The organism is Sphaerisporangium sp. NPDC051017, from assembly GCF_040683095.1.
Classification (GTDB): domain Bacteria; phylum Actinomycetota; class Actinomycetes; order Streptosporangiales; family Streptosporangiaceae; genus Sphaerisporangium.
In genome coordinates, this window is the sequence record NZ_JBFBCI010000012.1 from 130,976 (window position 1) to 156,356 (window position 25,381).

Below are 25,381 nucleotides of genomic sequence, written 5' to 3' on the forward strand. Positions count from 1 at the left end.
AGCGTAGGGCAGGCCATCGCGGCAAACTCGTCGCATCCGGCGGAGGGGTCTGCTGCTTGCCCTCCGCTATCCCCCTTTCGCGCATGCCCCAACCACCCTCTCACCTCCCATCTGGTGTCACGAGATCACATGCCCCAGTCGACTCACCCCCGAGCGGTACGCAGACACCCCAGCATCAGGCACAATTGTCCGAGAGCGCCCTTAGCTCAGCTGGACAGAGCACCGGACTTCTAATCCGACGGTCGCAGGTTCGAATCCTGCAGGGCGCGCCCGCCAGACCAGGCCACCCACCGCCTGACCTGGTCTTTTACGTTGATCGGCGAGTGACACCAGCAGCAGCCGAATGCCACCAGAAGCAGCCCCTAGTCGGTGACCACGGGATGTACGCGGGATGGATCCGAGGCCGTTTTCCCAGCTCAGAGGCACAAAATCGGAGGGCCACGGGATGACCGCGACCCTCCGGTGGTAGATCGTCTTCACGCCGACAGCGCCTCGGCTGTCCGCTTGTTCGCCATGTCGCGCTGCCCGTCGATGCACTTCGCGTACACCCGGAGCAGCACGTCCATACTGTGTCCGGCCCGCTCAGCGATGTCCGGCGCCGGTACCCCAGAGTGACCCTGGTGGCTTATTCGTGATCAGGCGGTGAGGGCGAGATCATGGACCTCGGTGACCGGGTCCCCTCGTTCCGCTTCTTCATCCGCATCCGCGACCGTGACGCGCCAGGTCAGACCCTATGCGACCAGTTTTGAAGCGCTACCGGCCGTGGGCGACCTGACCTGCAGCTGAGCATTCGGGCTCTCTCCGCTCGGATCGCGCCGGACGGAGGTGAATGCAACCAGAACTGCAACCACAGGAGCCCTGCCCATGCTCACACCCTGCGCCAGGCGCTGAGCAGTTCCTCGGGGCCGTACGCCGCCTGGAGCCCGGAACAGCTGGTCCCGTTGCGGCAGACCGCCACGAGCGGTACCGGCTCGTCGGTGATCGCCGCCCGGTGCTTCTGCAGCGCGGCCAGGTCGTGGCCGTCGAACGCGGAATTCTCCAGCCACTTGATCGAGCCGAGGAAGAGCAACTGCTTGGCCACCGGTTGCCGGTCGGCACCCACCAAGTCGATTTCGACGTCATTGCTACGGGTCCAGTACCCGCCGATCGCCGGGGTGGCGGGCAGGAGCCCGTCCGGCAGGAGGCGGGCGAGGGATTCCCGGACGAGGGGCTCGATCGCGCGGCCCCGCCAGCTCGTCCACTGCTCCTTGATCCGGCTCAGAGTGAGATCTCCCCGCATCCGCTCGATCTCCGCCATGTGCGGATCCAGAAACGCGAGCCAGAACCGCAGGTAAGGATCGGCCACACGGTAGCGGCGTTCCTTCGACGGCCGCAGTGAGAATGGCAACTCGGCTGCCACCACCCGTTTCTCGGTCAGGACATCCGTAGCTCGAGTGAGAGTGGTGTGGGCGATGCCGCCGGCGGCGCGCGCGATGTTGGTAAAGGTGCGCTCCCCGGATCCAATGGCCCGGAGGACTTCCCTGCTCATCGCCTGCGGTGGAAACTCCGCGGCCAGTGAGCGCTCGGCGGAGACCAGCAGCGCCGAGATGGGGTTGTCCAGCGAGTCGCGGAGGAACTCCCAGACGTCCGCTCCGGCCTGCCACTCCGCGCAGATCAGCGGGAGACCGCCCGTGATCAGGGCTGCGTCGAAGGCGGCCGCCGGCGGAAGGCCGAGCATCTCGCCGATGTCGGCCGGGTTCAGCGGCCCCACGACCATTTCCCGGCCCCGCTGATGGAAGGGGCGGTCGTAGCTGTTCAGCGCCTCCATCATCGACAGGTCGGATCCGACCAGGAGGAGAAGTACCGGCTTGCGGCTGAGTAGGCGGTCCCATGCCCGCTGGAGCATGCCCTCGAAGGCGTCGATGCGGTCCATGAGATACGGAACCTCATCGATGACGACCACGCTCGGGCTGCCATCGGGCAGGATGTCCGCAAGCAGCCTGAATGCCGCATTCCACTGCTCCGGGGTCTCCTCCGAGAACAGTCCTCGCTCCGGCAGCGTGGATCTGGCGACGGCATCGAGCAGCTCCGTCAGTTCGTCCTCCGCCGTGCCGCCCGCCGCGGTGAAGAAGAGGTTCGGCGTCTCTGTGCGCCGGAGGAACTCCTCAACGAGGCTCGACTTGCCGACCCGCCGCCTTCCCCGCATGAGGATGCATTGACCTGGTCTGGCCGACCCGGCGGCATCGTGAACTGCTTGGAAGGCGTTGCGGAGCACGTTCAGCTCCCGCTCCCGCCCGATGAAACGACGCATGGGCACACCCCCGTAGCCGACAGTATCAATAGAGATACTATCGCTATCGATACTGTCTTACCCCTGCCCGGGCGTGACGCTGTGGATGCGGGAGAGGGTGAAACGCGTTCGGCGTCCCGTAGGTGGCGCCAGGCTTCGAGGTAGGGCGGGTCGAGTGGGGGCCCATACCGCTTCAAACTCGTCACGTAAGGCATGACCTGGTCGTTCGCCGGATGAGCCACGTGGCCCAGGAATGCTCGTCGACCAATGCACCGAACATCTTCCGACGCGCGATCAGTCTTTCGGGCGAACCCGCATGATCGGCGTACCTCAGGCAGGTCGTTCTCTCCCCGGCGGCCGTTGCCGGACGAGAGTCTCCTCCTGCGGTGGGTGGGGTCGCGTCGACTGCCGCCATCGTCGGCGCGTCTGCTTCTGCGGGGCCAGGTCCTGATTCGACGTTGCCGGACGTTCGATGCGGGTGGGGTTGCCGCGTACGAGCTCGTCGTGAATGCGCCAGCGGGCGGTGGTGACGGCGCGCTCTGCCGCCTCGTCGCCGTGCTCGATGCGCTGTCGCAGCAGCCGCATGGCGATGCGGCGGTTGAGGCTGAACTGCCGCTCGGTGTCGACCACGACGACGATCCCCGTGGGCCGGTGGGTCGCCCGTACCGCCGTGCTGGCCTTGTTTCGATGTTGACCGCCGGGGCCGCCGGTGCGGCAGGCGACGATGTCGACGTCTGCTTCCGCGAACGTCGTGCGCGGGGTGTCGACCTGGCACGGTTGGGCGATGACGTACCAGTTCTTTCGGCCGGCGCTGGTCCGGTATGGGCTGGAGGCTTGCCAGCACAGGGTTCCGGTCCACGAGGCGGCGAACGTCTCGGCGCCGGCTCCGGTGATTCGGATCAGGACCGATCGGTAGGTGCCAGGCCGGTCACCGGGAACGTTGTGGATCCGGTGGGTGTCCAGGTTCTGCCGGGTGGCGTCGGCTTCCAGGCGGCGCAGCAGCTGGGCCAAGGCCCAGGCACACTCCTGCGGGCCGCGCCCGGCCGACAGGAGCAGGTGGACGCTCACGGCCGGCCTCGCTTGCGGCGGTGGTCCCGGTGGTCCCCTTGGGGCGTGGACCCGAGGTCGGGCGTCTTGTAGGTGACCAGCGGGATGGTGGTGGCCACGGGCGTGGCCAGGTCATGGTCGACGAGGTCGGCGATGACTTGCTCGATGCGCTTGTAGGCCGTTGGCGCCTCCTCGAAGAGGAGCTGGCGGTCGCCGCACACCACCAGTGATCCCATCGGTGTGCGGCGCAGCTCTTCGACCGTGTGCTTGGCCCGGCCCCGGCGCAGGGCGTCCGCGCGCGACATCTTGCGGCCCGCGCCGTGCGCCACGGAGTGGTTGGCGTGCGGCCCGGCGTGGGCGGCCACGAGGTAGGAAGGGGTGCCTCGCGTACCGGCGATGAGCACGTCGCGGCCGTCACCCGGCGCCGCCCCCTTGCGGTGCAGGTAGATCCCGTCGCGGATCTCGACCAGGTTGTGGCACTGGTCGACGATCGGCTCGGTGGGTTCGGTCCCCAGCGCGTGGGCGACCCGGGCGGCCAGCAGCCGCCGGTTGAGTGATCCCCAGCGTACGGCGTCGTCATGCATGGCCAGGTAGGCGCCGGGATCAGGGGCGGGGCCCGCGCCGTGGACCTCGGTGTGTGCCCTCAGGATTCGCTCGCCCAGTCCTCGGGAACCGCTGTGGACGATGAGAACGAGGTCGCCGGCGGCGAGTTCGAGACGGCTCGCGTGGTCCGGCTCGAAGACGGTCCCGATTCGCGCCAACTCGACGAAGTGGTTGCCCCGGCCGACCGTCCCGAGACCCTCGACGTGGCCCGCAGGAATGTCGCCCTTCACAGCGGCCCAGGCGGGATCGTCGGCATCCTGCTCGGGGTCGAGTGCGCGATCGAGATCGGGGAACCGGGCGGCGAGCTTCTCGGGTATGGCGCGCTTGAGCTTGACGGGGAACACCGCGATGCCGCAGCCAATGTCGGAACCCACCAGGAACGGGTACAAGATGGTCGACGCCATGGCCGCGCCGATGGGGGCGCCCTTGCCGGGGTGCAGGTCCGGCATGGCGGCGACGTGCACCATGCCGTCGAGGGCGGCCACCTGGTGGCACTGCGCGACGGCATCGGACTCGATCCAGCTTGTGGGGGAGGCGAACACGGTGACGCCGGCCGACCCAGTGGCCGGGGTGGACGGTGGCAGGAGCTCCTGCCGGGAGTGTTGCTGGGACAAAGATGCTCTCTTTGCTGAACAGGTCTGGGTGGGTGGCATTACGGCGCGAGTCGGCGCCGTGGCATCTTGGAGTAGCGGGTGCTGTCCGTCAGCGCATCATGGATGCCACATTTCCCTGAGCCCGCCATGCGAGGCAATCGGTTTTCGGCCGTGCGGGCCTGTATGTCTGTACGCGCCCTCACTCAACGACGTGCGACGCGCTGCGGGGTGTTCCGCGGTCCGCACCTTGAGATCGGCGAGGCGATAAGCTCGCCGCCATGCCCTCCGTCGCCAAGAGCCCTGCGTTCACAGCCGCCCACGCCCTGGCCTCCTGGGTAGGGGCCGGACGGGCGGTCACGCCATCGATGGCGATCAAACCGGCGCTGGTGCCCGACGCCGCACTGGCGCTCGGGGTGGCGTGTCCGGCCAAGGTCCGACGCCTCAGCGATGTGCCGGAGGTGCAGCGGGCTTGGCTGACCGCGGTGGCGGCAGGGTTGGTCACGATCGAGGGCTCGCGTGCCGTACGGGCCGAACCCGCGTCGGCGCCTGGCGCTGACGCCTGGTATGCGGCCTTGGAGCAGGTGGTCGCAGCGCAGGTCACTGACCCCTGCGAGGTGGACCCGCGGATCTGCTGCCTGGTCACGCTGGACCTGTTGGCGGAGGAGGCACGGCCGCTGGGCCAGGCGCTGCGCGAGGCGGTGGAGCATGAGATGCGGCAGCGTGGTGATTGGGACTGGCGCTTCATCAGGCTGGCCGACCGGCATCCCGTCGACCACCTGCTGACGATCCTGGTCGCACTTGGTGCGGTCGACGACCGGTTGATGGTCACGGAGTTGGGCGAACACGCTCGCAAAGAGCTGGCGGAACGGTTGCCGCTGCCGATCACCGCGGACCTGAGCGCGGCGGAGGTACTGCACCGGATCGCTACCGCCCCGCCGGAGGAGGTGCCGGACCTGCTGTGGCGGTGGCGGATCGAGGATCCCGAACCGGGCTCACGCAGGGTGTCTGATCGGCTCCCCGAACTGTTGCGGGCCGCGGCTGAGGCGGCCCCTGCCGGACGGCTTAGTGTTGTCGAGGCCATGGCTGAGCGCGGTGATGCCGAGGTGTTGTGGCAGGCGGTGCATGACCTGCCTCTGCTGGGGCCGCATGCCCGCTGGTGGCTGGATGCGGAGATTGAAGGGGATCGGGCGTGGCGGGCGGTCGACTACGCGCTTGCGGCGCTTGATCGCTATGGGGTGATTGACGCTCGGTATGTCCTGCTGGACATGATGGGCGGCGACCTCCATGAAGGAGTCGGGGGCAGCAGGCACCCAGAAGCGGGTCGGCTCCTGGCCGTCCTGCCACGGACGGCACCGGCGATTCCTGGCTACCAGCTGAAGATCTCCGTCGCCGGGGTGTGGCGACGGGTCCTGGTTCCGGAGAACTACTCGCTGGGTGATCTGCACCAGATCATCCGGAGGCTGTTCGGCTGGTCGGATGACCACCTACATGTGTTCAGGGTCGGCAAGCGCCGCTTCAGCGACCCCTTCCGGCCGTTGGAGGAGTGCGGGGATGAAGACCTATGCCGGTTGAACCGGGTGCTGCCCGCACCTCGATCGGTGCTGCGGTACACCTACGATCTCGGTGATTGCTGGGAGCACGAGATTCTCCTGGAGAGGGTGGTCGCCGAGGAACTCGCTGCCCCGGTCTGTGTGGGCGGCCGCGGCGACAACCCGATCGAGGACTACAACCCGGAGTACCCCGAAGAGCCGGTGCCCTTCGACCGGGATGCCATCAATCGGGCGCTGGCAAGACGGACTCTGGCGGGTGAGGGCGATGACGAGTGACGAGGCACTGACCCAGACGCTCGGCTCAGGCTTCCGGTAGGCCCTGCAACGCCTCTTGCGCTCGGGTCCGCACGAGTTCGTCGCCCGTCTGCTCGATCACCGAATTCAGGAGGTCTCGGGCGATGTCGGGACGCTTCCCGCTTGTGGCGGACGTGAGCAGTATCTGGACGACATGCCAGGGCGCCTGCGCGCCGAGCTCGGGGAAATGGGTGAGCCTTCCGGCGGCCAGGGCGGCACACGCCCGCCACGCCTGCGGTATCGGCGTACCAGGACATCCGGGCGGCGCGGTAGTCGGACTGCACCTCACGCAGCACATGGTCGACCAGGCCCGCGTCCAGAGCGACGTCGGCGCGGCGCAGCAGCTCGATCATGAGCTCGGCGTCGGGTACTCCGTAATTGGACATCAGGCACGTGATCTCGGCGAAGTCGCGCCAGAACGTCTCCGGATCCAGGCCTGTCTGGGGCCACGGCGTACCCGCATACTTGTCCAGCGCACCTTCCACGATCATGCTGACGCGGCCGTAGGAGTCGTCGCAGTTGGCCTGCGCCTCGTGAAGGAGCGTGAGCGCGGCCCGTCGTGCCGCGATCGTCACCGCCAGGTCGTCGCGCTCCTGCTTTGCGGCGAGGGTGACGATGTCGTCGGCCAGATCGCCCGCAAGCCAACCGTCCTCGGCATACCGCCAGGCGGCTACATCGACAGCGGCGTCAAGAAGCCGGTAGACCGGGTCCGGTGAGACGGGGAACCTCTCCCACCAGCCCGACATGGCCCGGCGGGTCAGCCGTGAGGACGGCAGGTCGCGCATCGGCTGGGTCACCGCGTACCGCTGCAGACTCGTCGACTTGATCAGCTTGTTGCGGGCCTTGGTCGCCGTCCTCTTGTCAGGACGACCGATCAACGCGGCGGAAGAGCGCGGGGGTCTGCTCGGGCACGGCTCAGAGCGTATCGCGGCCAGCCTCTCAACGAGGTGCGACGTGCCGCGGTCGACCACCGCTCAAGTGCCGCAACCGTGGGCACCGGCCATGTCGCGTTGCCGGCGTAGAACGGTTTCCGGGCGGACGAAGGGCCGGATCCCCGTGCAGGACCGCCGGCCTGATCCGGGCTAGAAGGTGATCATCACCGAGTGGCACTTGCGGGTGTTGCGGATGGTCAGATGGCCGTAGGGCAGTTCGCCGGTGATGTGGATGTGCAGCCCGCCCGGACGTGGCCGGGCCGCGGCCTTGCAGGTCACGCGGCCCCAGTCGGCGTGTACTCCGTTGGTGTTCGCACTCGCGCCGGCGGGCAGGATGATCGTGGCGTGACCGTAGGTGAGCCAGAGCTCGATGTCGACCCGCGCGTGCGGGATGTGGGCGCGGGACAGGTCGAGCCGCACCCTGCCGTACTCGGAGTCGACCCGCAGCCGGCGCGGGACCTGCCAGTCGCCCGTCCGGGTGAGGCGCCCGCCGATGGACCACAGCCGGACCGTCTCGTCCGGCAGGTCGGCGACGACCGGCTGCAGTTCGTGCGCGGAGGTGGCGGTGAGCGCCCGTTCGAGCCGAAGTTCCAGCTCGGTGGAGCTGAGCCGACCGTCCGCGTATGCCTGCTGGACCAGCTCCACCGCCCTGTCCCGATCGCGGTCGCAGACCGGTGCCTGGTTCATCGGCTCACCGCCTCGCCGATGTGGGCGCGTAGCCGGCTCGGGTCCCGGACGACGTCGAACCCGGCGACGCTGGCGTGCCCGGCGTCCGGTACGAGCAGCGTGGTGAGGATGCGCACGGTGGTTGTCTTTCCGGCGCCGTTCGGGCCGAGCAGCCCCAGCACCGTCCCCTCGGGGACGCGTAACTCCATGCCGTCGAGGGCGGTGACGGCGCCGTACTTCTTGACCAGGCCCTCGGCCACGATCGCATCTGGCATGAGAAATCTCCTTGGTGGTCAGGAACGGTGGACGAGGATGTCGCCGTGGGTGGTGTGGGCCCGCACCTCGACGGTCCGATCTCTTCCACCGGGGACGTCGCTGGGGTCGAGGGAGACATCCACGGTGCCGTACGTGGAGCTCACGTCCAGCCAGGCGGCGGTGCCTTCGCGGATGCCGACGTCCAGCCCGCCGCCGTTGGTCTCCAGGACGACCGAGCCGCAGGTCACCTCGCCGATCTGCAGGCTTGCGTACGCGGTCTTGGCGGTGACGCCGGCCAGGGCGCGGTCCACGGTGAGGTCGCCGTGCGCGCTGTTCAGCCGCAGCTCGCCGGTCACCTCGCGGATGCGGACGCTCCCGTGGGCGGTCTTGACGGCGGCGGTGCCGTCGATCCGGCCGATGAGGATGCCGCCGTGCGTCGTGGTCACCTCGGCGTGACCGGACGCGCGGGTGACCGAGATGTCGCCGTGGGTGCTCTTCAGCCGCAGCATGCCGGCCTGCTCGACGCGAATGGCGCCGTAGGACGTGGTACACGCCACCTCGCCGAGCGGACCCCGGCAGCGCAGGCTCCCCGCCGACGTGACGTCGACGCGGGAACCCGCCGGCAGGCCGACCGTCACCTCGACCGAGCCCGGGCCGAGCAGCAGCGAACGCGCCCAGCTCGCGGGCGACTCCACGAGCCTGCCAAGCGACAGCCCCCAGCCGGCGGTCGAACCGGGCTGCTCGTTCTCGCCCCGCACCACGAGCCTGCCGTCGGCGTACTCGACCTCGGTGCGCTCGGCGGTCCGCACGTCGGCGTCATTGTGCTCGTCGGTCGGACGGATCTCGACGACGGTGTCGGCGCGGGCGCTCGCCTCGACCTGGATGGTGGCGTGCGCCATGGCGAAAATGGCGGAGATCGGTTCGGGAGTGTCGAAGGTCGGCATTCCGCTTCCCTTGTCGTGGGTTGGCGTGGACATCAGCGCACCCAGCCGCTGTAACGGTTGCCGGTCTGCTGAGGTGGACGCCTGCCGGAGCGGCGGGCGGCGTCGCCGGGGTCTAGCGCGGCCGAGACGGCGCGCACCAGCCAGGCGTTGACCGACAGCCCATCGCGGGCGGCCGCCTCGTCGATGCGCGGCTTGAGGTGCTCGGGAACTCGCAGGGAGATGCGGGACGTGCCTCCGTCGTCGACGTCCGGGGGCGGCGGCGCGGACGGCCTTTGCTCCTCGTACGTCTGGGCGGTCGGTGGCGGGGTCACGACGAAGGCGGGGTCGCGGCCGCGCAGGCGCACCTCGACCGAGCCCGGTGCGAGGTCCTGGGTGATCTCGTCGGCGGCGGCCGACAGGGCTTCGAGCAGCACGAGCCGGGTGGCCGACTCAAGCGTCGCGGCAAGTCGCTCCGCCAGCGCGCGAGCTTCTTCGCCGCCCGCGCCCGCGGCGATCGCGAGCTCGCGGCGAAGGTGATCGACATACGACGCAAGGTCCATGACGCCAATATGGCATCATCGTGGCGTCACAACAAGCGGAAATCGGTCGTATCCTTGACGTCACTTAGGTGCCACGCACGTTCTGCCTGGTGGCGGTGCTCGTCGATCCGCAGGAGTCGTCCACACGTTCGGGATCCCGCTGGACGCCTCTTCGAGGACGTGCCGGTGGAGGCGGAGCCTGGCGGACGGAGCACGCGAAGGCGGCGAGGGCGGGGCCGGATGCTCAGTGAGGCGGCGCCGTGGCGGAGGTCGTGGAGCCGGTGCTGTGTCCGCGGCCGTCAGCTGCGGCCGGCTCGTTCCAGCGCCGCTCGACGCATGGGTGGGACGCGATATTTCGGCGGTAGAGCCGCCCGGACCAGAAGCCGGGTTCCCCGGGCCGACAGTCCGGCGATGACGTCGGTCGCCGGACCGCCCCGACCGCCGTAGAGTCGGCGGGCCCACGGCGGTAGGAGGCCGGCGGCGGTCGCGGCCAGGACCCGGTAGAGCCCGCGCGATGGACCGCTGGCGAGCGCGCGCCGAAGAGCCGGTCTGTTCCATTCCGCGGGCACGGACGGGCAGGTGGCCAGGAAGGCCGCGATGTCGGCTGCTTCCGTCGTCAGGCTCAGTTGCGAACGAACGGCCTCATAGTAGGCCGCCACATCCGCCGCGGTGCCGGGGACCGAGGCGGGGTCGAGGCCGATCAGCGCGGCGCTCCGGCGCTGTTCGGTGTAGTAACGGTCGACCTCGGCGTCGGTCAGCCGGAGGCCGGCGCGGCGAACCGTGGTCACGAACGACTCGACCTCGGTCACGTGGACCCAGCGCAGCAGGTCGGGCTCGTCGATATGGAACACCTCGCCGGTACGCGGGTCCGTTGCCCGCATCTCGGCGTGCAGGCGCCGGACCCGGCTCGCGGCGGCCTCCGCCTCGGCGGTCGTGCCGTACAGGATGGTTCGCAGGTAGACCCAGGTGCGAATGAGCCGGCGCCACGGGTCGGTCTGATACGAGGAGTTCTGCGCGACCCCCGCGACCGCACGCGGATGCAGCGCCTGCAGGTACAGGCTGCGCAAGCCGCCCAGCGCGACGATCGGCTCGCCGAAGACCTTCCAGCTCACCGAGTCGGGCCCGAACACACCTATGTCACGGTTCATGACAAATAGGCAATCCTTGCCGAGGCGCCATGGTGGGCAACGGGATCATTCATTGGTGGCGATGATACATCGAGCGATCGTCCGGCTCGGCGCCTACGCGCGCTTGGTCCGGCTGGACAGGCCCATCGGTATCTGGCTGTTGATGTGGCCGGCAATGTGGGCGCTATGGCTGTCGTCCAACGGCGACCCGGACGAGCGCGTGTTCCTCGTGTTCGTTGCCGGGACGGTGCTGACACGTTCGGCGGGCTGTGCGATCAACGACTTCGCGGATCGTCAGTACGACGGGCACGTGGCGCGCACCAAGGGCCGTCCCCTGGTCACCGGCGAGGTGAGGCCGGCCGAGGCGGTCGGGCTGTGTTGCGTCCTGGGCGTCGCAGCGCTCGGACTCGTATCCACGCTGAATCGGCAGACGCAGGTGCTGGCGCTGGCCGGCGGCGTGCTGCTGCTGACCTATCCGCTCATGAAACGCTTCTTCCCGGCGCCGCAACTGTACCTCGGCGCTGCCTTCACCTGGTCGGTTCCCATGGCCTTCGCGGCGCACAACGGCGGAATGCCACGGGCGGCCTGGCTCCTGTTCGCCGCCGGGCTGCTGTGGACGGTGGCGTACGACACCATGTACGCGATGGTCGACCGCGACGACGACCGCGCCCTCGGCATCCGTTCGACCGCGATCCTGTTCGGCGACGCTGATCGCCTCGTCGTCGGCATCATGCAGGCGGCGATGCTGATCACCATCTGGCTGGCCGGACGGGAACTGCACCTCGGAGCGTGGCATGCGGGTGGCGTGACAGCCGCAGCCCTGTTCGCGTTGCACCAGCAGTTCCTCATTCGCCGGCGCGGTCGTACGGAATGTATGAAAGCGTTTGCGAACAACAACTACGTCGGCATGGTGATCTTCGCCGGTATCGCGCTCGAGTACCTCTTCCGGAGCTGACGGCGGGAGCGTCGTCATCGGCCGGTGGCGCCGTCGATCTGCTCACGGAGGATGCGGCGTGTCGCTTACTCGCCATCGTCGAGAGCCGAGACATATGCGGCGGTAGCGTCATCAAAGGTCTTGCCACGAGGCCAGCGGCGCCCCTCCAGGTCAGAACGCTCGGCCTGCCGCACCCGGCCGATCAACTCACTAGGACCGGAGACGTCGGGCAGATCCAGCAACTGCCGCCACGTGGCCAACCCGAACCGGTCGACCAAGCGAGAAGCTCCATCGCTGAGTACGCCGCCGCGCGAACCTCGCCGGCAGGCATGGCGCCGGTCTGGGCCTGCTCTGCGGCCAGCGGGTCGACCGAGGCGACCCAGAAACCGTCGTCGCGGTTACGATGTCGGCGCATGGCCTCGACGTACTGGGCATGCGCCTGCTGATGTTCGGGACTGCCGCCGGGCAGCGCGTCCATGCGGGTTCGATAGCGCGCACCCACCTGGGCTTCCCGATCGTCACAGACGACCACCGGCTCGGGCGACCCGGCAACGTCCAGGACCAGGACGGAGTCCGCCAACACCAGCCACTCCAGCATCTCGCCCGTCCGGCGCAGCATGACCACGGTCGCCGAAGGCGAACCCGGCATGGGTCAGATCACAGCTCAACGCATGCAGACCGGCCACCGTCTTGATCCCATCAGCCAGAATCTCCCCCAGCGTGCCGGCGCTTTGGGTCATCGACGCAATGAGAGTGGAGCCGAGCGTGTGGGAGTACCAGGCCACGCCGTGACGGCAACCGCACTCCACTCCCGGCGGCGTTCCAGCGCCATCCAGCAACGCCACCGCATTCGGTGAGGTCGCGATGAAGTCCTCGTTCAGGCGGCCGGGATACGCTGGCTCGGTCGCGAAGGTCAGACGCACGTCGCGTAACCCCTAGTCCTCGTCGTGGCGGTACAGCGGACTGATCAGCTCAGCCTTCACCGGCTCCCCGTTGTCGGGGTCGTACTCCACCCCCACCACCGTGGAGAACCGCTGGTCCCCCACCTGCCCCCACAGCGTCGCCGTCTCGTTCGCGAGCAAGTGAATCACCCCCAGCGACCCATTCGGATGGATCCCCGCGATGATCAAAAGCGTGCCCGCACCGTCCGGCCGAGGCAGCCGCCCCAGGTAAGCCGAATCGGTCGGGCGAGGTGGGTCGGTCTGCGTGCCAGACCGATACACGGTCCGCGTGCGGGTATCGCGCAGCAACCATCCCTTGTCATCGCGGTCCCACCGGATCACCGGATCCTTGTCGTAGCACTCACGCACGGCCGCGGACATGCGGGGACCGCAGATGACCAGCAGCCCGGGACGGTTGAGGTCGATGTCCCCGTCCACCGACACATTGTCGGAGCCGACACTGAGCCCATAGCCGCGAACGAGGTTCTCCAGGCGACTTCCGGCCCGCATGTCATCCAACGCCACCACCGAGCGCCCGGTCGCAGGATCAAACCGCAGCGGAGTGACCACGGTGACCGCACTCGTACCGAAGAACGCCCCTTCCGGCGCAGGTCCGGTATGCCGGATCTGGTGAATACGGCCCCGGGTGAGGCCGGCGGCCTCGGCGATCTGGGCATAGGACATGCCTTGGGCATGCAGGTCCTGGATCACCCTCCGGCGCAGCCGGGCCAGCTCGGTCACCTCCTGCTGGGCGGCGTTGAGCCGCTCGGTGGCCGCGCGCAACAGGACGAACGGGTCCTCGATCGCGGCGATACGCTCAAGCTCGCTGGATGGCACGGCCGGTTCCTCTCGGTGATACTCCACCGAGTCTAGGCCCCTAGACGCTTTGTCGTCCATTCCCCTAGACAGTACGCGTTTGAGCTGTTCACCGGCTTGAAGGCTTACCGCCCTTATGTTCCACCTGCGATTAGGCACGCCCCGCGGGCTCACTACAGACCCCGCCGACCGCTCCACAGCGAACAAGGGCCACGCTCGCAGCACGAGGGCAGCAGATCAAGCACGCGACGCCTCGGAACCGGGCACAGGCGCGGCCGGGGCGTTCTTGCCGGCGTTGACCAGCAGCAGCGCCCATACGATGCGCCCCCGCTCGTCCCCGCGGACCCCGTAGCTGTCGGCCAGAGCGCCGACGATCATCAGACCCCGGCCGCCCTCCTCATCGTCCTCCGGCGAGAAGACGCTCGGGCCATGTGCCGCACCGGCGTCCACGACACCCAGCCAGACCCGATCGTGCTGAGCGTGGATGAGTACTTGGAACTGGCCACCGTACCTGCCGCTGGCGGTGTGCCGGACGGCGTTCGCGGCGAGTTCGCTGACGATGAGCTCGGCCGACTCCACGATCGGCCAGCCTGCGAGGTAGGTAGTGACGAACCGGCGGGCTTCCCTGACCGAGAGGGAAGTGCCGAGGAATGACCGAGACATGCGCCATGCGCCCATAGATACGCTCCAACGTCTAGAGGGCTATACACCCACGACGCGAGCGTATGACCTGAACTTGATCCTCCTCAAGGAATTCGACGCATAAATGCGTCACTTCTCTAGCTGGGCTGCCAACTTCCGAAAGTCCGCCCCGATTTCGCCCAGAAAATCCCGCAGGTCATCGCCGTACACCGCCGAAGCCGCAAACGCCTCGAAAGCGTCCTCATGCATTCCAATCTCACCCGGTTCGGTCAACGTGAGATCACCCGTCAGGCTCTCCACCACGCTCACCGCCCCATCAAAGATCGTGAACCCATGCAGCGGAAACGCCGGCGCCTCCGTCCTCCAGGGCACCACGCCCAGCCGAACATGCGGCAACGTCGACACCTGAACCAACCGATCAAGCTGCGCCAGCATCAACGACGGCGACCCCGGCCATGTCCGCACCGCCCCCTCCGTCAGCACGTACGCGAACTTCCGGCCCTCCTCAAACAGCACCGCCTGCGCCTCAACACGCACCGCCGCCGCCCTGACCGCGTCGTCCTCATCCACATCCCTGCCGACCGCCAACGCCAGTCGCGCGTACTCGGCCGTCTGCAAAAGCGCCGGGATCATCGCCGACGAGAACACCGCCATCCACTGAGCAGAACGAACCCGGGCAGCATTCGCCGCCTCCCGGCCGGCCAGCCCACCCCGTAACCGCGACACCTCATCCCGCAACCGCGTCAGCAGCGCGTCCAGCTCGGCACGATCCCTATCTCCGAGCCCCAGAGCAGCCGAAACCCGCTCAACAGTCTCCGGCGTAGGAAGAAGCTGCCCCGTCTCCATCCGCGAGATCGTCGGCTGCCCCACCTGCGCCCGCTGAGCCAACTCCTTCCCGGTCAGCCCAGCATCCCGACGCAGCCGCCGAAACAGCTCCCCCAACCCCCGCAACCGATCCCGCCGCTCCTCCACACCCAGCGTTCTACCACGCTCACCCAGCTCGCTTACTGACGACCGGTCTTTCCCAAGGTTGCACCTGCCAAGGGGGACCCACGTAGGGCGCGAACAGGCTCGATATTTGGATTTTGGCCGGACCGAAATAGCCAACGAGTTCCACAGCCAAAACCCGGTCGACTCACGGACCGCCGCATCAGCTTTTCGCCAACTTGGACAATAAGGATGACCTGCGAGGACGACTCTATGCGCTCACCGTCCACACCATAGCAACACACAGCAATCCGGATAGACAGGATGAATCACCCGAAAACGTTGATGTATCGCCGTTCGTCGCCCTAAGGCTCTTATCGCTCATACGTGGCAGACAAGATCACAGCTTTGCTTCTTTCTAGTCATTTGCAGACCCTGTCTATAAGATTTTGTTCGACTTGTGGAAACTTTCCTTGGAGGCGGCGAGTGGCCGATCGTGTCATCGACAATCCCATCATCAACTCGCCATACCTTCCACCGACAAGACACTTCAAGTTCGACAACAACGGCATCACCGAGGAAATCCTCAAGGGCCGCCGGCCAAGCTCCTACTTCGTCCCGGTGCCGAGGGCACGCAAAAGCAGCGTGCAGGTCGAGCTTGACCTCCCTGAGCTCGGGCTGACCGGAGACCAGATCGAGCAGAACCACTTCGTCAACTCCGTCCGGGGCCGGGTCGACCGCTGGCGGGCCATCGGATACCCGCACGTCACCGCGACATCGCGCCGTCTGCTGGAGTACTGGAGCGATCCAGAGCGCAACAATCCGATCCTGTTCTGCCAGCGCGAGGCCGCCGAGACGGCGATCTATCTCGCCGAGGCCGTGCACAAGGACGGGGACGCCTCGATCCCAAACAAGCTGGCCGAGCTCAACAAGGAGTACAACGACGATCTCAGCCGGGTCGCACTGAAGATGGCTACTGGCGCGGGCAAGACCGTCGTGATGGCGATGCTCATCGCCTGGCAGACACTCAACAAAGTCGAGTCCCCGAACGACAAGCGGTTCGCCAAGCGATTCCTCGTCGTCGCTCCCGGCATCACCATTCGCGATCGGCTCCGCGTGCTGCTCCCCGAGGACGACGACAACTACTTCCGGATGCGCGACCTGGTTCCCCCTGACCTGTACGGCAGGCTCGCTCAGGCGAAGATCGCGATCACAAACTTTCACGCCTTCCAGCGTAGGGAGACCAAGCTCGGCCAAGGGGTCGCCAAGACCACCAAGGAGCTTCTGGCCGGCTACTCCGGTGCACCGAGCCCGTTCCGGGAGAGCGTGGGCCAGATGGTCACCCGGGTCTGCCGGGAGCTGGGAGGCAGCTCGGAAATCGTCGTCCTCAACGACGAGGCCCACCACTGCTACCGCGACCGCATCGACAACCCGGACGAAGATGCCAAGGAAGCGCTGAAGGGGGAGGATAAGAAGGAGGCCGATTCTCGCAACGAGAAGGCCCGGGTCTGGTTCCACGGCCTGCGGGCCGTCAAGGCGAAGCTCGGCGTGAAAACCGTTTACGACCTCTCCGCCACCCCGTTCTTCTTGTCCGGCTCCGGCTACAAGGAGGGCACGCTCTTCCCCTGGGTGGTCAGCGACTTCTCTCTGGTCGACGCCATCGAGTCGGGCATCGTAAAGATCCCCCGTGTTCCGGTGGACGACAACCGCTCGTCCGACGACGTGACCTACCTCCATTTGTGGCAGAACATCAGCAACGAACTCCCGAAGAAAGGCCGCAAGGACGCGACCGTCTCCGCCGAGCATCTGCCGCCGGCCCTCGAAGGCGCCCTGCACAGCCTCTACGGCTCGTACGAAAAGGCGTACCGGTCGTGGAGGGAGTCCGAGGCGTCGAAGAACGGCGACCCGCCCCCGGTGTTCATCGTGGTGTGCAACAACACCACGGTCTCCAAGATGGTGTTCGACTGGATCGCCGGCTGGGACAGGCAGGTGGACGATGAGACCACCGTCGCGGTGCGCGGCAACCTCCCGCTGTTCTCCAACGTCGACGACGACCATGATTGGCGGCATCGCCCGCCCACCATCCTTGTCGACTCCGAGCAGTTCGAAAGAGGCGAACTGACCAAGGAGTTTCACCAGGCGCTCGCGCACGAGATCGATGAGTTTAAGCAGGAGTACGCCCGCCGTTTCACCGGGCGCAGCGCCGACAAGGTGGACGACGCTGAGATTCTGCGTGAGGTGATGAACACCGTCGGCAAGAAGGGCAAGCTGGGCGAGCACGTCCGTTGCGTGGTCAGCGTCTCAATGCTGACCGAGGGCTGGGATGCCAACACCGTTACCCACATCTTGGGCGTCCGGGCTTTCGGCACCCAGCTTCTCTGCGAGCAGGTGGTCGGGCGAGGGCTGCGCCGCCGCTCCTACGCAGTCGACGAGAACGGATTCTTCACGCCCGAGTACGCCGACGTGTACGGCGTTCCGTTCCAGTTCATCCCCACGGTCGGCAAGACCAGAGACCTAAAGATTAAGCAGACCCGCCGGGTGCACGCCCTACCCGACCGGGGGCGTGCGGAGATCATCTTTCCACGACTGGTTGGGTACCGCATCGAGTTGCCCGACGAGGAGATGATCCCTAGCTTTGACGCCGAGAGCCGGATGGCGCTCAACACCGACGTGATCCCGACTCTCACCGAGGTGGCTGGCATCGTCGGTGAGAAACGAACCGACCTTCTGGACAAGTTGCGCGCGAAACGGAAGCAGGAGGTTGCCTTCGAGGTCGCCAAGCGCACCACCGAGAACTACCTCGCGGACCCTGGCGACCGGAAGCCCTGGCTTTTCCCTCCGGTGCTCGACATCACCAAGCAGTGGTTGGATGAGTGCGTCGACCTCGAAGGGGATGCCTTCCTCGGCATGCTTTGCCTGTCGGAGCTCACGGACCAGGCCGCGCGGCGCATCAAGGAGTCGATCCTCACCCAGAAGGGCAGCCGTCGGCCGAAGGTGCTGCCGATCTTCCGGCCGTTCGACCATGTGGGCTCCACAGAGGACGTCGACTTCTTCACCTCCAAGTACGTGTACGCGACGGCTGAGGAGAAGAGCCACGTCAACTTCGTCGTGTTGGACGGGCCGCAGGGCAACACCTGGGAGGAGAAGGTCGCAAGGACCCTGGAGGCGATGCCGGAGGTCGCGGCCTACGTGAAGAACGACCACCTCGGCTTCGCAGTCCCGTACGCAATCAAGGGACGAAGCCACCAGTACTTCCCGGACTTTCTGGTTCGACTCGCGCCCCGCAATGGTGACGACTTGGTGCACACCCTGATCGTCGAGGTGTCGGGGAGCCACAAGCCGGCCGAGCCCACCAAGGAGAAGGCCGCGACCGCCCGCAACCGTTGGGTGCCAGCGGTCAATAACCACGGCGGCTTCGGCCGGTGGAGCTACTGCGTGCTGAAGGACCCCGACCGGTTCCGGTCAGATCTCGAATCCGCGGTCCGGGGTCTGTATGGGAGGACCGGAGCAAGCGCCGAGGCCGGACCCGACTGGGACGGGGCTGCCTGGGACACCGAGGACGACACGTTGCTGGTCAACACGGGAGAAGGAGCATAAGCGTGGCAGTGAAGAACTCCGGACCCACTCCGGTCGAGGCGATCAAGCACGAGGACAAGCGGGTCAACATCCCCACCGCGGACTCCCACGACCTGCTCGACGAGGAGGCGGCGCAGCCAGCCATGCTGTTGTATCCGCGCAACCCGGAACTCGACCCTCAGCTGGTCTGGAAGGGCAAGGACGAGCAGGATGCGGACGATTTCGTGGTCGACGCGCCGCCGATCTACATCCAGGAAAAGATCGACCCACGGGTGCTCATCGAGAACCTCCGCCGCACCGCCGAGCGGCCCGACGAGAAGCCGGAGCTCACGCTCTTCGACACCTTCGACGGGCTCGACGGCATGGACCTGATCGAGTTCTACCAGCACGAGGCCAACTGGTCGAACCGCATGATCCTCGGCGACTCACTGCAGGTCATGGGCTCACTCGCGGAGAAGGAGAACCTCCGCGGCAAGGTCCAGATGATCTACATCGACCCGCCATACGGCATCAAGTTCGGGTCCAACTTTCAAGCTTCCACCGGCAAGCGAGACGTGAGAGACGGCAAACTTGAAGATGTAACTCGTGAAGCAGAACAGATCAAAGCCTTTCGTGACACATGGCAACTGGGAATTCACTCTTATCTGGGCTACCTGCGACATCGTCTGATACTAGCGCGCGACCTCCTCACTCCATCCGGCTCGACATTTGTGCAGATAGGGGACGAAAACGTTCATCTAGTCCGGGCACTTATGGATGAAGTGTTCGGTAGCGACAATTTTTGCTCTTTGATCACTTTCAAGACGACATCCGGCGCTGGAAGCTTCGCGGGCGGCACTAATGTGCTGTCCGCTGTCAGCAGTTACGTTCTCTGGTACGCGCGAGATGTGAACCTTATCAAGTACCGAACTCTTTATCGCCAGAAACAGTTCGCTGGAGTTGAAGGAACGGCGTACACGTTCGTGGAGGAACCCGACGGAACGCGCCGCCGGATGACCGCCGCAGAATCAAAGACCGGAGATGTGATAGGTCGCGTCTTCCGCAAGGATCAGACCACATCTCAGACTACACGGATTGGACAGACAACCGTATTTCCCGTAGAAATTCCGGAAGGTGTTTTCACACCAACCAAAGGCGGATGGAAGACAAATCGGAGTGGAATGGACAAACTTCAGTTATCTAATCGGCTAACCGGAGCCGCCCGTACTTTATATTATGTCCGGTACTTCGACGACTTTCCCGCCTTTCCGTATAACAACTTTTGGGACGATACCACCACGGCAGGGTTTGGTGATCCCAAAGTTTACGTCGTTCAGACAAACACTAAGGTTGTTGAGCGATGCATGCTCATGACAACGGACCCAGGGGACCTCGTTCTCGACCCCACGTGCGGCTCGGGTACTACCGCTTACGTAGCGGAAGAGTGGGGGCGGCGCTGGATCACATTGGATACATCGCGTGTAGCCTTAGCGCTTGCGCGCCAACGAATAATGGCGGCGAAGTATCCGCTTTATCTCTTGGCAGATTCTAACGAAGGAAGACTTCAGGAGGCCAAGCTAACCGGGCAATCTCCGACGAATGAATTACCCAAGGGCGATATACGTAGAGGCTTTGTTTATAAGAGAGTGCCTCACGTCACACTCAAGTCCATCGCGAATAACCCTGACATCAAGGAAGGGATGACTCGCGAGGAGATCGACGCGGCGATCAAGCGGCATTCAGAACAGGAGCTGCTTTATGACCAGCCATATGAGGACAAGAAGAAGATCCGGGTAGCCGGCCCGTTCACCGTTGAGAGCCTGTCACCGCACAAGACGGTCCCGACCGCCGCGCAGACTGGGACGGAGCATGCGGCCGAGCAGGAGGAATCCTCGAACTTCGAGCAGTCCATCCTCGACAACCTGGCCAAAGCCGGGGTGCAGAATGGGCGGAAAAACGAGCGGCTGGAGTTCGAATCACTGACCCCTTTCGCCGGGACGCTGATCCAGGCCGAGGGCATTCGCAAGAATGGCCAGGACGGCACCCCGCAGCGGATCGCGGTCAGCATCGGCCCGCAGTATGGCACCGTCGACCCAGGCTGGATCCGCCGGGCCGCCCGCGAGTCGATCCGGGGCATGGGCTTCGACCTGCTCATTATCTGCGCCTTCGCGTTCGACCCGCAGGCGGTAAAAACCACCGAGGAGTTCAAGCCAAGCGCCGAGGACTTCGCTTCGGTGCAGGAGGAGCGCAAGCTTGGAAGGCTGCCGATCCTGCTGGTCCGGATGAACTCCGACCTGGTCATGGCTGATGTGCTGAAGAGGACCGGCACCGGCAACCTCTTCATGGTGTTCGGCGAGCCTGACATCGACATCCAATCGATGGATGAGGGCGTGCTCGTGGAGATCCGCGGCATCGACGTCTATGACCCGACCCGAGGCGCGATCCGCTCTAGCGACACGGGAGAGATCGCGCTCTGGATGATCGACACCAACTACGACGGCGAGTCGTTCTTCGTCCGGCACTGTTACTTCACCGGCGGCAGCGATCCGTACACGAGGCTGAAAAAGGCGCTCAAGGCCGAGATCAACGAGGCGGCCTGGGCATCGCTGTACACCACGCGGTCTCTACCGTTCCGCCCACCGGACACCGGCAAGATCGCGGTGAAGGTCATCAACCACTACGGCGACGAGGTGCTCCAAGTCTACGACGTATGACCGAGTGTCCCGGCGCGGTAGCCGTACGAATCCAAAATTGTCGGTGGTGGGGGTCAAGGTAGGCGCATGAAGTACACGGATGCTCAACGGGAAGCCCTCGCCACCCTCGACGATCCGCTGCTGATCGTGGCATGCGCCGGCTCGGGCAAGACCCAGGTGATCTCGCAGCGGATCGTCGAGATCCTGCGCCGGCCCCAGGTTCAGCCGCGTAACATCGTCGCCTTCACTTTCACCAAGAAGGCGGCTGCCGAGCTGCAGGAGCGGGTCACCGATCTCGTCAATGACGAGCTGGGCTTCCTGCCCGGCTTAGCGGAGATGTTCATCGGCACCATGCACGCCTACGCGCTCGACGCCATGCAACAGCACGTGCCTGAGACGTTTAAGTATGGCGTGCTGGATGACATCCAGACCCGGCTGTTCATCGACCGCAACAGCTCCAAGAGCGAGCTCACTCGCACCACCGCACTGGTCCAGGGCAACCCCAGGCTGCTGAAGCGCTACGTGAACTCCGGCCTCTACATGCAGGTGCTCGGCATCCTTCGCGAAGACGACGTCGACCAGTCTGTGCTCCCGCCGGATCTGGTCGAGAATCTGGAGGGTTACCGGCAGCTGCTGCACGCGCACCGCTACTTCGACTACACCGAACAGCTCCGCACGATCGTCGACCTGCTTGGCGAGGACCCGGCCGACCCGATGGCTGGCGCGCTGGTCCGCCATGTCCGGGACAACCTCCGTTACCTCGTTGTGGACGAGTACCAGGACACCAACCCCATCCAGGAGCAGCTCATCCAGCGGCTCACCCGCTGGGGCGCGAACCTCTGCGTGGTCGGCGACGACGACCAGACGATCTACCAGTGGCGGGGTAGCGCGGTTTCCGGAATCCTGACGTTCGCCAACCGGATGCCGGGAGTGCGCAAGGTCACCTTGGACGACAACTTCCGTTCCAGCGTCGGCGTCGTCTCGCTCGGCCGGAGCATCGCCGAGCGCAACGCCGGCCGCAGGCTACCAAAGAAGATGGTCGCCTCCGGCCACCAGCGGTTCGAGCGAGGCGACCTCCTCGCCTTAGCCTTCGACGACGCCGAAGCCGAAGCGCAGTGGATCTGCGACCGCATCCAGCATATGCGTGGCCTGCCCTTCCAAGACGCCCCCGATGCCGAGCCTCGCGGGCTGTCCTACTCGGACTTCGCCGTCCTGTTCCGCAGCGTGAGCAAGGATGCCGGGTCGCTGGTCGAGGAGCTGAAGCGTCGTGACATCCCCTACGTCATCAAGGGCCTTGCCCGGCTATTCGAGGCCCCCGAGGTCCAGGCGTGCGTCAAGCTCTTCGAGTACCTGACCGGCCAGACAGCCAATGGGACACCGGTGACCGAGGAGGATCTGTGTGACGCCTGGCTGGATGCGCGGCTCGGTCTTGACTACCCCCGACTCGACAGAGGGCTGGACGTGCTCGACCGGGCGAAAGCACTCAACCTGAAGCGTCACCCCAAGCGCACCTTTACGCTGCAGCAGATCTACGTCGACTTCCTTAGCGAGATTCAGATCCGGGAGGAGCAGATCCCCGGTGACGTGACCCGGGGCGAGCTGGTCTTCTACAACCTGGGCAAGTTCAGCAAGGTCATCTCGACCTTCGAGCAGATCAACTACCGCAGCTCGTTCGAGTCGCTGTACGGCAACTTCGTGAACTGGCTCACCCACCAGGCCCCGGGCTACTACGCCGAGAGTGATGCCGACGTTGGCTACGCCACGCCTGACGCGGTCACCATCGCGACCGTGCACCAAGCCAAGGGCATGCAGTGGCCGGCCGTCTTCGTCCCCGCCATGCGGAAGAACCGGTTCCCCGGTACTAAAGGGAAACGTGGTTACTGGACCACGGAAATGGCATCGCCGCAGGTCAGGGCTTCGAAATTGTCCAGTAGCATAGTTTCTCATTAGTAAGCGTCAGGGCGGGCTCAACGCCTTTCACGTCATCCCCGCCGAGGCCGTTCCTGACGCCGACCGCTACCGGGGGACCGAAGACGATGAGGTGCGACTGTTCTACGTCGCGGTGACCCGTGCCCAGAAGTATTTGGCGGTGACGTACTCGCCGGGCAACAGCCAGATGTACCGAAACCAATCGGACTTCTACACCTTCACTACCCGCAACGCCTACGTCCTCACCGCGGAGACGCCCCTGCCAGACGAGCGTCTGGAGCCTCGTGCTCGTCACGAGGTCCCCGAGGTCACGCTGAGCTTCAGCGAGCTGAAGTACCTCTTCGAGTGCCCTTACCAGTTCAAGCTGCGGTTCCTCTACGGCTTCGACGTCCCGATCCGTGAGGAGCTCGGCTACGGCAAGTCCCTGCACGACGTGATGGCCGAGATCCACAAGCGGGCCATCGACGGGGATCTCGTTGACGACGTCGAAGTCGAGGACCTCGTTGACCGTCACCTCCACGCCCCGTTCGCTGGCGACGTGCTCAAGGGGCAGCTCCGCAACGCCGCGCTTGGCGCCGTCCGGCGTTACCTGCGGGAGAATGGCGACCAGCTCTCGAAGACGCTCTACTCGGAGCAGCCGATCCGGGTTCACGTCGCCTCAGGCGTGACGGTCGACGGGCGGATCGACCTCATCAGGCGTCTCGACACCGACGAAACCTCCATCGTCGACTTCAAGTCGACACAGCGCGCACAGACCGAGGACATCACCCGAGACCAACTTCATGTATACGCCGCCGGCTATGAGGAGCTGACCGGGAAGCGCGCCGATCTGATCGAGGTACTAAACCTCGACGATCGCGCCGATAGCAAGCGGGAGGTCGTGAACGCCCAGCTCCTCGGCGACATCCGCAATAAGATCCGCGACGCGGGAAACGCGCTCCGAGAAAATAACATGCCGCGCCACTCTGCCTGGTGCACGGCCTGCGACCGTTGCGACCTCGTCGGCGTATGCCGGGATAGGCAACATTCCCTATGATGCAACTGCGGCACATCGCGGAGATTTAAATGACCGACGCATCCGTCACAAGAGCATTAGGCGTTAAGCGTGTCAGCCGCCTCAGAGAGACCATCACAACGCTCAAGGCAATGACGGCCGACATTCCCGATCACGCAGGCTGGGTCCTCCACAGACCTGTCCCGCTCCGGGCAACTGGTACCTTGCAAGCGGATCTTGAGATGACTCAAAGGCTTCCTAATGCAGGTTCCTGGTTCTACACCGTTCGGTATGACAGCCAGGGACGTCGCAGCGGAATCGCGACACCATACCTTCGCCTTCCAGAGCCCCTATCCATGGACGCCATCGTCGGTCAGATCATCTTTCTTGATCTTCACTGTCGGCTAGGCGCTTGGTGGCTCACGCATGTTTGGCGTGCCCAACAGCTTGCAGAGTCCTCAAGCAGCGCTCTCCATATATGGCAGATCATTACGGCTGCTGCCTGCTCCCGATCCCTGCTCGAAGGCGCTGCAGCCTTCTCTGCCGAGACCGACGCAATGATGGCTGAATGGGATGAGCTCAAGCAAATGGGTGTGCCGACCTCTGACTCAATCAGCCGATTCGCAGCTCCCTTGGAAAAACGAATTTCACGTGGTCAGTTCGGAACTCGCCTTGCGGAGTCAGTAGATGTCAAGCCGCCGCTCCAGAGCACCAACGTTATGACTTACGTGAACAAGCTTGCGAAGCAACGCCCTAACGAAAACATTAAAGAAATCTACGAGTGGCTATGCGATGCGGTTCACCCTAGTTTTGGAGGAATGACGGTTTTCGTAGCAAACCAAGGAGCACATTTCTCCGAAACACATAACCTCGTCAGAATCGCAAAGAACCCTCTGGCGGACAAATCATATGAACCCGCCTATAGAGCCGACTGTGGCCAACGCGACTGCAGATGCGATCATCGTCGCCGCCGATGAGATAGCTCGTCAGGTCCCTAAAATACGATGGCTAGTCGACGATATTGGTCTCACAACCCGCGTAGCCTTTACCTCCACGTTATTAAGCAGAAATCTTTGATCTAGACGATCTGTGAATCTTGTGGAATGATCACTTCGTGCGAGAGACCGATGGTCGCGGACTCCCCCAAAGCGA

At 65.3% G+C, this 25,381-nt stretch carries 19 protein-coding genes, 1 tRNA gene and 1 pseudogene; 9 read left to right on the forward strand and 12 right to left on the reverse strand.

What is annotated here, in order from left to right; translation table 11 throughout:
• The first annotated feature begins 195 nt into the window (after positions 1-195).
• A tRNA-Arg gene (locus AB0M95_RS13615) sits at positions 196-269 on the forward strand.
• Positions 270-868: 599 nt separating this feature from the next.
• Here the strand turns inward: AB0M95_RS13615 and AB0M95_RS13620 are convergent.
• From AB0M95_RS13620 to AB0M95_RS13630, 3 genes are all read right to left on the reverse strand, one after another.
• Positions 869-2,290: an ATP-binding protein gene (locus tag AB0M95_RS13620; protein ID WP_363763249.1), complete on the reverse strand. Its 1,422-nt coding sequence runs from the start codon at positions 2,288-2,290 to the stop codon at positions 869-871.
• A gap of 309 nt (positions 2,291-2,599) precedes the next feature.
• Entirely contained in the window at positions 2,600-3,337 is a 738-nt protein-coding gene (prfH, locus tag AB0M95_RS13625) for a peptide chain release factor H (RefSeq protein WP_363763252.1), read from the reverse strand.
• Positions 3,334-4,533, reverse strand: a complete 1,200-nt coding sequence (locus AB0M95_RS13630; protein WP_363763255.1) for an RNA ligase RtcB family protein — start codon at positions 4,531-4,533, stop codon at positions 3,334-3,336. The genes prfH and AB0M95_RS13630 overlap by 4 nt, the downstream gene beginning before the upstream one ends.
• Before the next feature lie 257 nt (positions 4,534-4,790).
• On the opposite strand from AB0M95_RS13630, the gene AB0M95_RS13635 reads away from it, so the two are divergent.
• Positions 4,791-6,338 carry a plasmid pRiA4b ORF-3 family protein gene (locus AB0M95_RS13635; protein WP_363763258.1) on the forward strand — a complete coding sequence of 516 codons (1,548 nt, stop codon included), beginning with the start codon at positions 4,791-4,793 and terminating at the stop codon, positions 6,336-6,338.
• 314 nt (positions 6,339-6,652) lie between these two features.
• On the forward strand, positions 6,653-7,072 hold the full coding sequence (locus tag AB0M95_RS13640) for a hypothetical protein (protein WP_363763261.1): 420 nt from the start codon (positions 6,653-6,655) through the stop codon (positions 7,070-7,072).
• A gap of 366 nt (positions 7,073-7,438) precedes the next feature.
• Here AB0M95_RS13640 and AB0M95_RS13645 read toward each other — a convergent pair whose 3' ends face one another.
• The 5 genes and pseudogenes from AB0M95_RS13645 to AB0M95_RS13665 form a co-directional block, all read right to left on the reverse strand.
• A complete protein-coding gene (locus AB0M95_RS13645) occupies positions 7,439-7,975 on the reverse strand; it encodes a DUF1707 domain-containing protein (RefSeq protein WP_363763264.1) in 537 nt (178 codons plus the stop codon).
• Positions 7,976-7,989: 14 nt separating this feature from the next.
• Positions 7,990-8,229: pseudogene (locus tag AB0M95_RS13650) on the reverse strand (ATP-binding cassette domain-containing protein); the annotation flags it as partial.
• A gap of 18 nt (positions 8,230-8,247) precedes the next feature.
• Entirely contained in the window at positions 8,248-9,186 is a 939-nt protein-coding gene (locus tag AB0M95_RS13655; RefSeq protein ID WP_363763267.1) for a DUF4097 family beta strand repeat-containing protein, read from the reverse strand.
• Positions 9,186-9,692 carry a hypothetical protein gene (locus AB0M95_RS13660; RefSeq protein WP_363763270.1) on the reverse strand — a complete coding sequence of 169 codons (507 nt, stop codon included), beginning with the start codon at positions 9,690-9,692 and terminating at the stop codon, positions 9,186-9,188. The genes AB0M95_RS13655 and AB0M95_RS13660 overlap by 1 nt, the downstream gene beginning before the upstream one ends.
• 278 nt (positions 9,693-9,970) lie before the next feature.
• Positions 9,971-10,819 (reverse strand): oxygenase MpaB family protein, encoded by an 849-nt coding sequence (locus AB0M95_RS13665; protein ID WP_363763273.1) that lies wholly within the window; start codon positions 10,817-10,819, stop codon positions 9,971-9,973.
• A gap of 61 nt (positions 10,820-10,880) precedes the next feature.
• Here AB0M95_RS13665 and ubiA point away from each other — a divergent pair, with 61 nt between their 5' ends.
• Positions 10,881-11,753, forward strand: a complete 873-nt coding sequence (ubiA, locus tag AB0M95_RS13670) for a 4-hydroxybenzoate octaprenyltransferase (RefSeq protein ID WP_363763309.1) — start codon at positions 10,881-10,883, stop codon at positions 11,751-11,753.
• Between the two features lie 181 nt (positions 11,754-11,934).
• On the opposite strand, the gene AB0M95_RS13675 is transcribed toward ubiA, so the two are convergent.
• The 4 genes from AB0M95_RS13675 to AB0M95_RS13690 form a co-directional block, all read right to left on the reverse strand.
• Positions 11,935-12,381 (reverse strand): hypothetical protein, encoded by a 447-nt coding sequence (locus AB0M95_RS13675; RefSeq protein WP_363763276.1) that lies wholly within the window; start codon positions 12,379-12,381, stop codon positions 11,935-11,937.
• Between the two features lie 286 nt (positions 12,382-12,667).
• Positions 12,668-13,510, reverse strand: coding sequence for a sigma-70 family RNA polymerase sigma factor (locus tag AB0M95_RS13680; RefSeq protein WP_363763279.1), 843 nt, complete (start codon positions 13,508-13,510; stop codon positions 12,668-12,670).
• A 216-nt stretch (positions 13,511-13,726) separates the two neighbouring features.
• On the reverse strand, positions 13,727-14,152 hold the full coding sequence (locus AB0M95_RS13685; protein ID WP_363763282.1) for an ATP-binding protein: 426 nt from the start codon (positions 14,150-14,152) through the stop codon (positions 13,727-13,729).
• A gap of 108 nt (positions 14,153-14,260) precedes the next feature.
• A complete protein-coding gene (locus AB0M95_RS13690) occupies positions 14,261-15,103 on the reverse strand; it encodes a helix-turn-helix transcriptional regulator (RefSeq protein ID WP_363763285.1) in 843 nt (280 codons plus the stop codon).
• A 441-nt stretch (positions 15,104-15,544) separates the two neighbouring features.
• Here AB0M95_RS13690 and AB0M95_RS13695 point away from each other — a divergent pair, with 441 nt between their 5' ends.
• The 5 genes from AB0M95_RS13695 to AB0M95_RS13715 all read left to right on the forward strand — a co-directional run bounded on the left by AB0M95_RS13695 (position 15,545) and on the right by AB0M95_RS13715 (position 25,206).
• On the forward strand, positions 15,545-18,655 hold the full coding sequence (locus AB0M95_RS13695; RefSeq protein ID WP_363763312.1) for a BPTD_3080 family restriction endonuclease: 3,111 nt from the start codon (positions 15,545-15,547) through the stop codon (positions 18,653-18,655).
• 2 nt (positions 18,656-18,657) lie between these two features.
• Positions 18,658-21,327, forward strand: coding sequence for a site-specific DNA-methyltransferase (locus tag AB0M95_RS13700; RefSeq protein ID WP_363763288.1), 2,670 nt, complete (start codon positions 18,658-18,660; stop codon positions 21,325-21,327).
• Positions 21,328-21,393: 66 nt separating this feature from the next.
• On the forward strand, positions 21,394-23,256 hold the full coding sequence (locus AB0M95_RS13705) for an ATP-dependent helicase (RefSeq protein WP_363763291.1): 1,863 nt from the start codon (positions 21,394-21,396) through the stop codon (positions 23,254-23,256).
• A 139-nt stretch (positions 23,257-23,395) separates the two neighbouring features.
• Entirely contained in the window at positions 23,396-24,271 is an 876-nt protein-coding gene (locus AB0M95_RS13710) for a PD-(D/E)XK nuclease family protein (RefSeq protein WP_363763315.1), read from the forward strand.
• A 314-nt stretch (positions 24,272-24,585) separates the two neighbouring features.
• On the forward strand, positions 24,586-25,206 hold the full coding sequence (locus tag AB0M95_RS13715) for a hypothetical protein (protein ID WP_363763294.1): 621 nt from the start codon (positions 24,586-24,588) through the stop codon (positions 25,204-25,206).
• Positions 25,207-25,381 lie beyond the last annotated feature (175 nt).

Excerpts from the sequence above, each read along its gene's own strand:
- ubiA (WP_363763309.1), top strand. The coding sequence starts at position 10,881 with ATGATACATCGAGCGATCGTCCGGCTCGGCGCCTACGCGCGCTTGGTC.
- AB0M95_RS13715 (WP_363763294.1), top strand. The coding sequence starts at position 24,586 with ATGGACGCCATCGTCGGTCAGATCATCTTTCTTGATCTTCACTGTCGG.
- AB0M95_RS13705 (WP_363763291.1), top strand. The coding sequence starts at position 21,394 with ATGAAGTACACGGATGCTCAACGGGAAGCCCTCGCCACCCTCGACGAT.
- AB0M95_RS13660 (WP_363763270.1), bottom strand. The coding sequence starts at position 9,692 with ATGGACCTTGCGTCGTATGTCGATCACCTTCGCCGCGAGCTCGCGATC.
- AB0M95_RS13620 (WP_363763249.1), bottom strand. The coding sequence starts at position 2,290 with ATGCGTCGTTTCATCGGGCGGGAGCGGGAGCTGAACGTGCTCCGCAAC.
- AB0M95_RS13645 (WP_363763264.1), bottom strand. The coding sequence starts at position 7,975 with ATGAACCAGGCACCGGTCTGCGACCGCGATCGGGACAGGGCGGTGGAG.
- AB0M95_RS13635 (WP_363763258.1), top strand. The coding sequence starts at position 4,791 with ATGCCCTCCGTCGCCAAGAGCCCTGCGTTCACAGCCGCCCACGCCCTG.
- AB0M95_RS13685 (WP_363763282.1), bottom strand. The coding sequence starts at position 14,152 with ATGTCTCGGTCATTCCTCGGCACTTCCCTCTCGGTCAGGGAAGCCCGC.
- AB0M95_RS13675 (WP_363763276.1), bottom strand. The coding sequence starts at position 12,381 with ATGCCGGGTTCGCCTTCGGCGACCGTGGTCATGCTGCGCCGGACGGGC.
- AB0M95_RS13665 (WP_363763273.1), bottom strand. The coding sequence starts at position 10,819 with ATGAACCGTGACATAGGTGTGTTCGGGCCCGACTCGGTGAGCTGGAAG.
- AB0M95_RS13640 (WP_363763261.1), top strand. The coding sequence starts at position 6,653 with ATGGTCGACCAGGCCCGCGTCCAGAGCGACGTCGGCGCGGCGCAGCAG.
- AB0M95_RS13655 (WP_363763267.1), bottom strand. The coding sequence starts at position 9,186 with ATGTCCACGCCAACCCACGACAAGGGAAGCGGAATGCCGACCTTCGAC.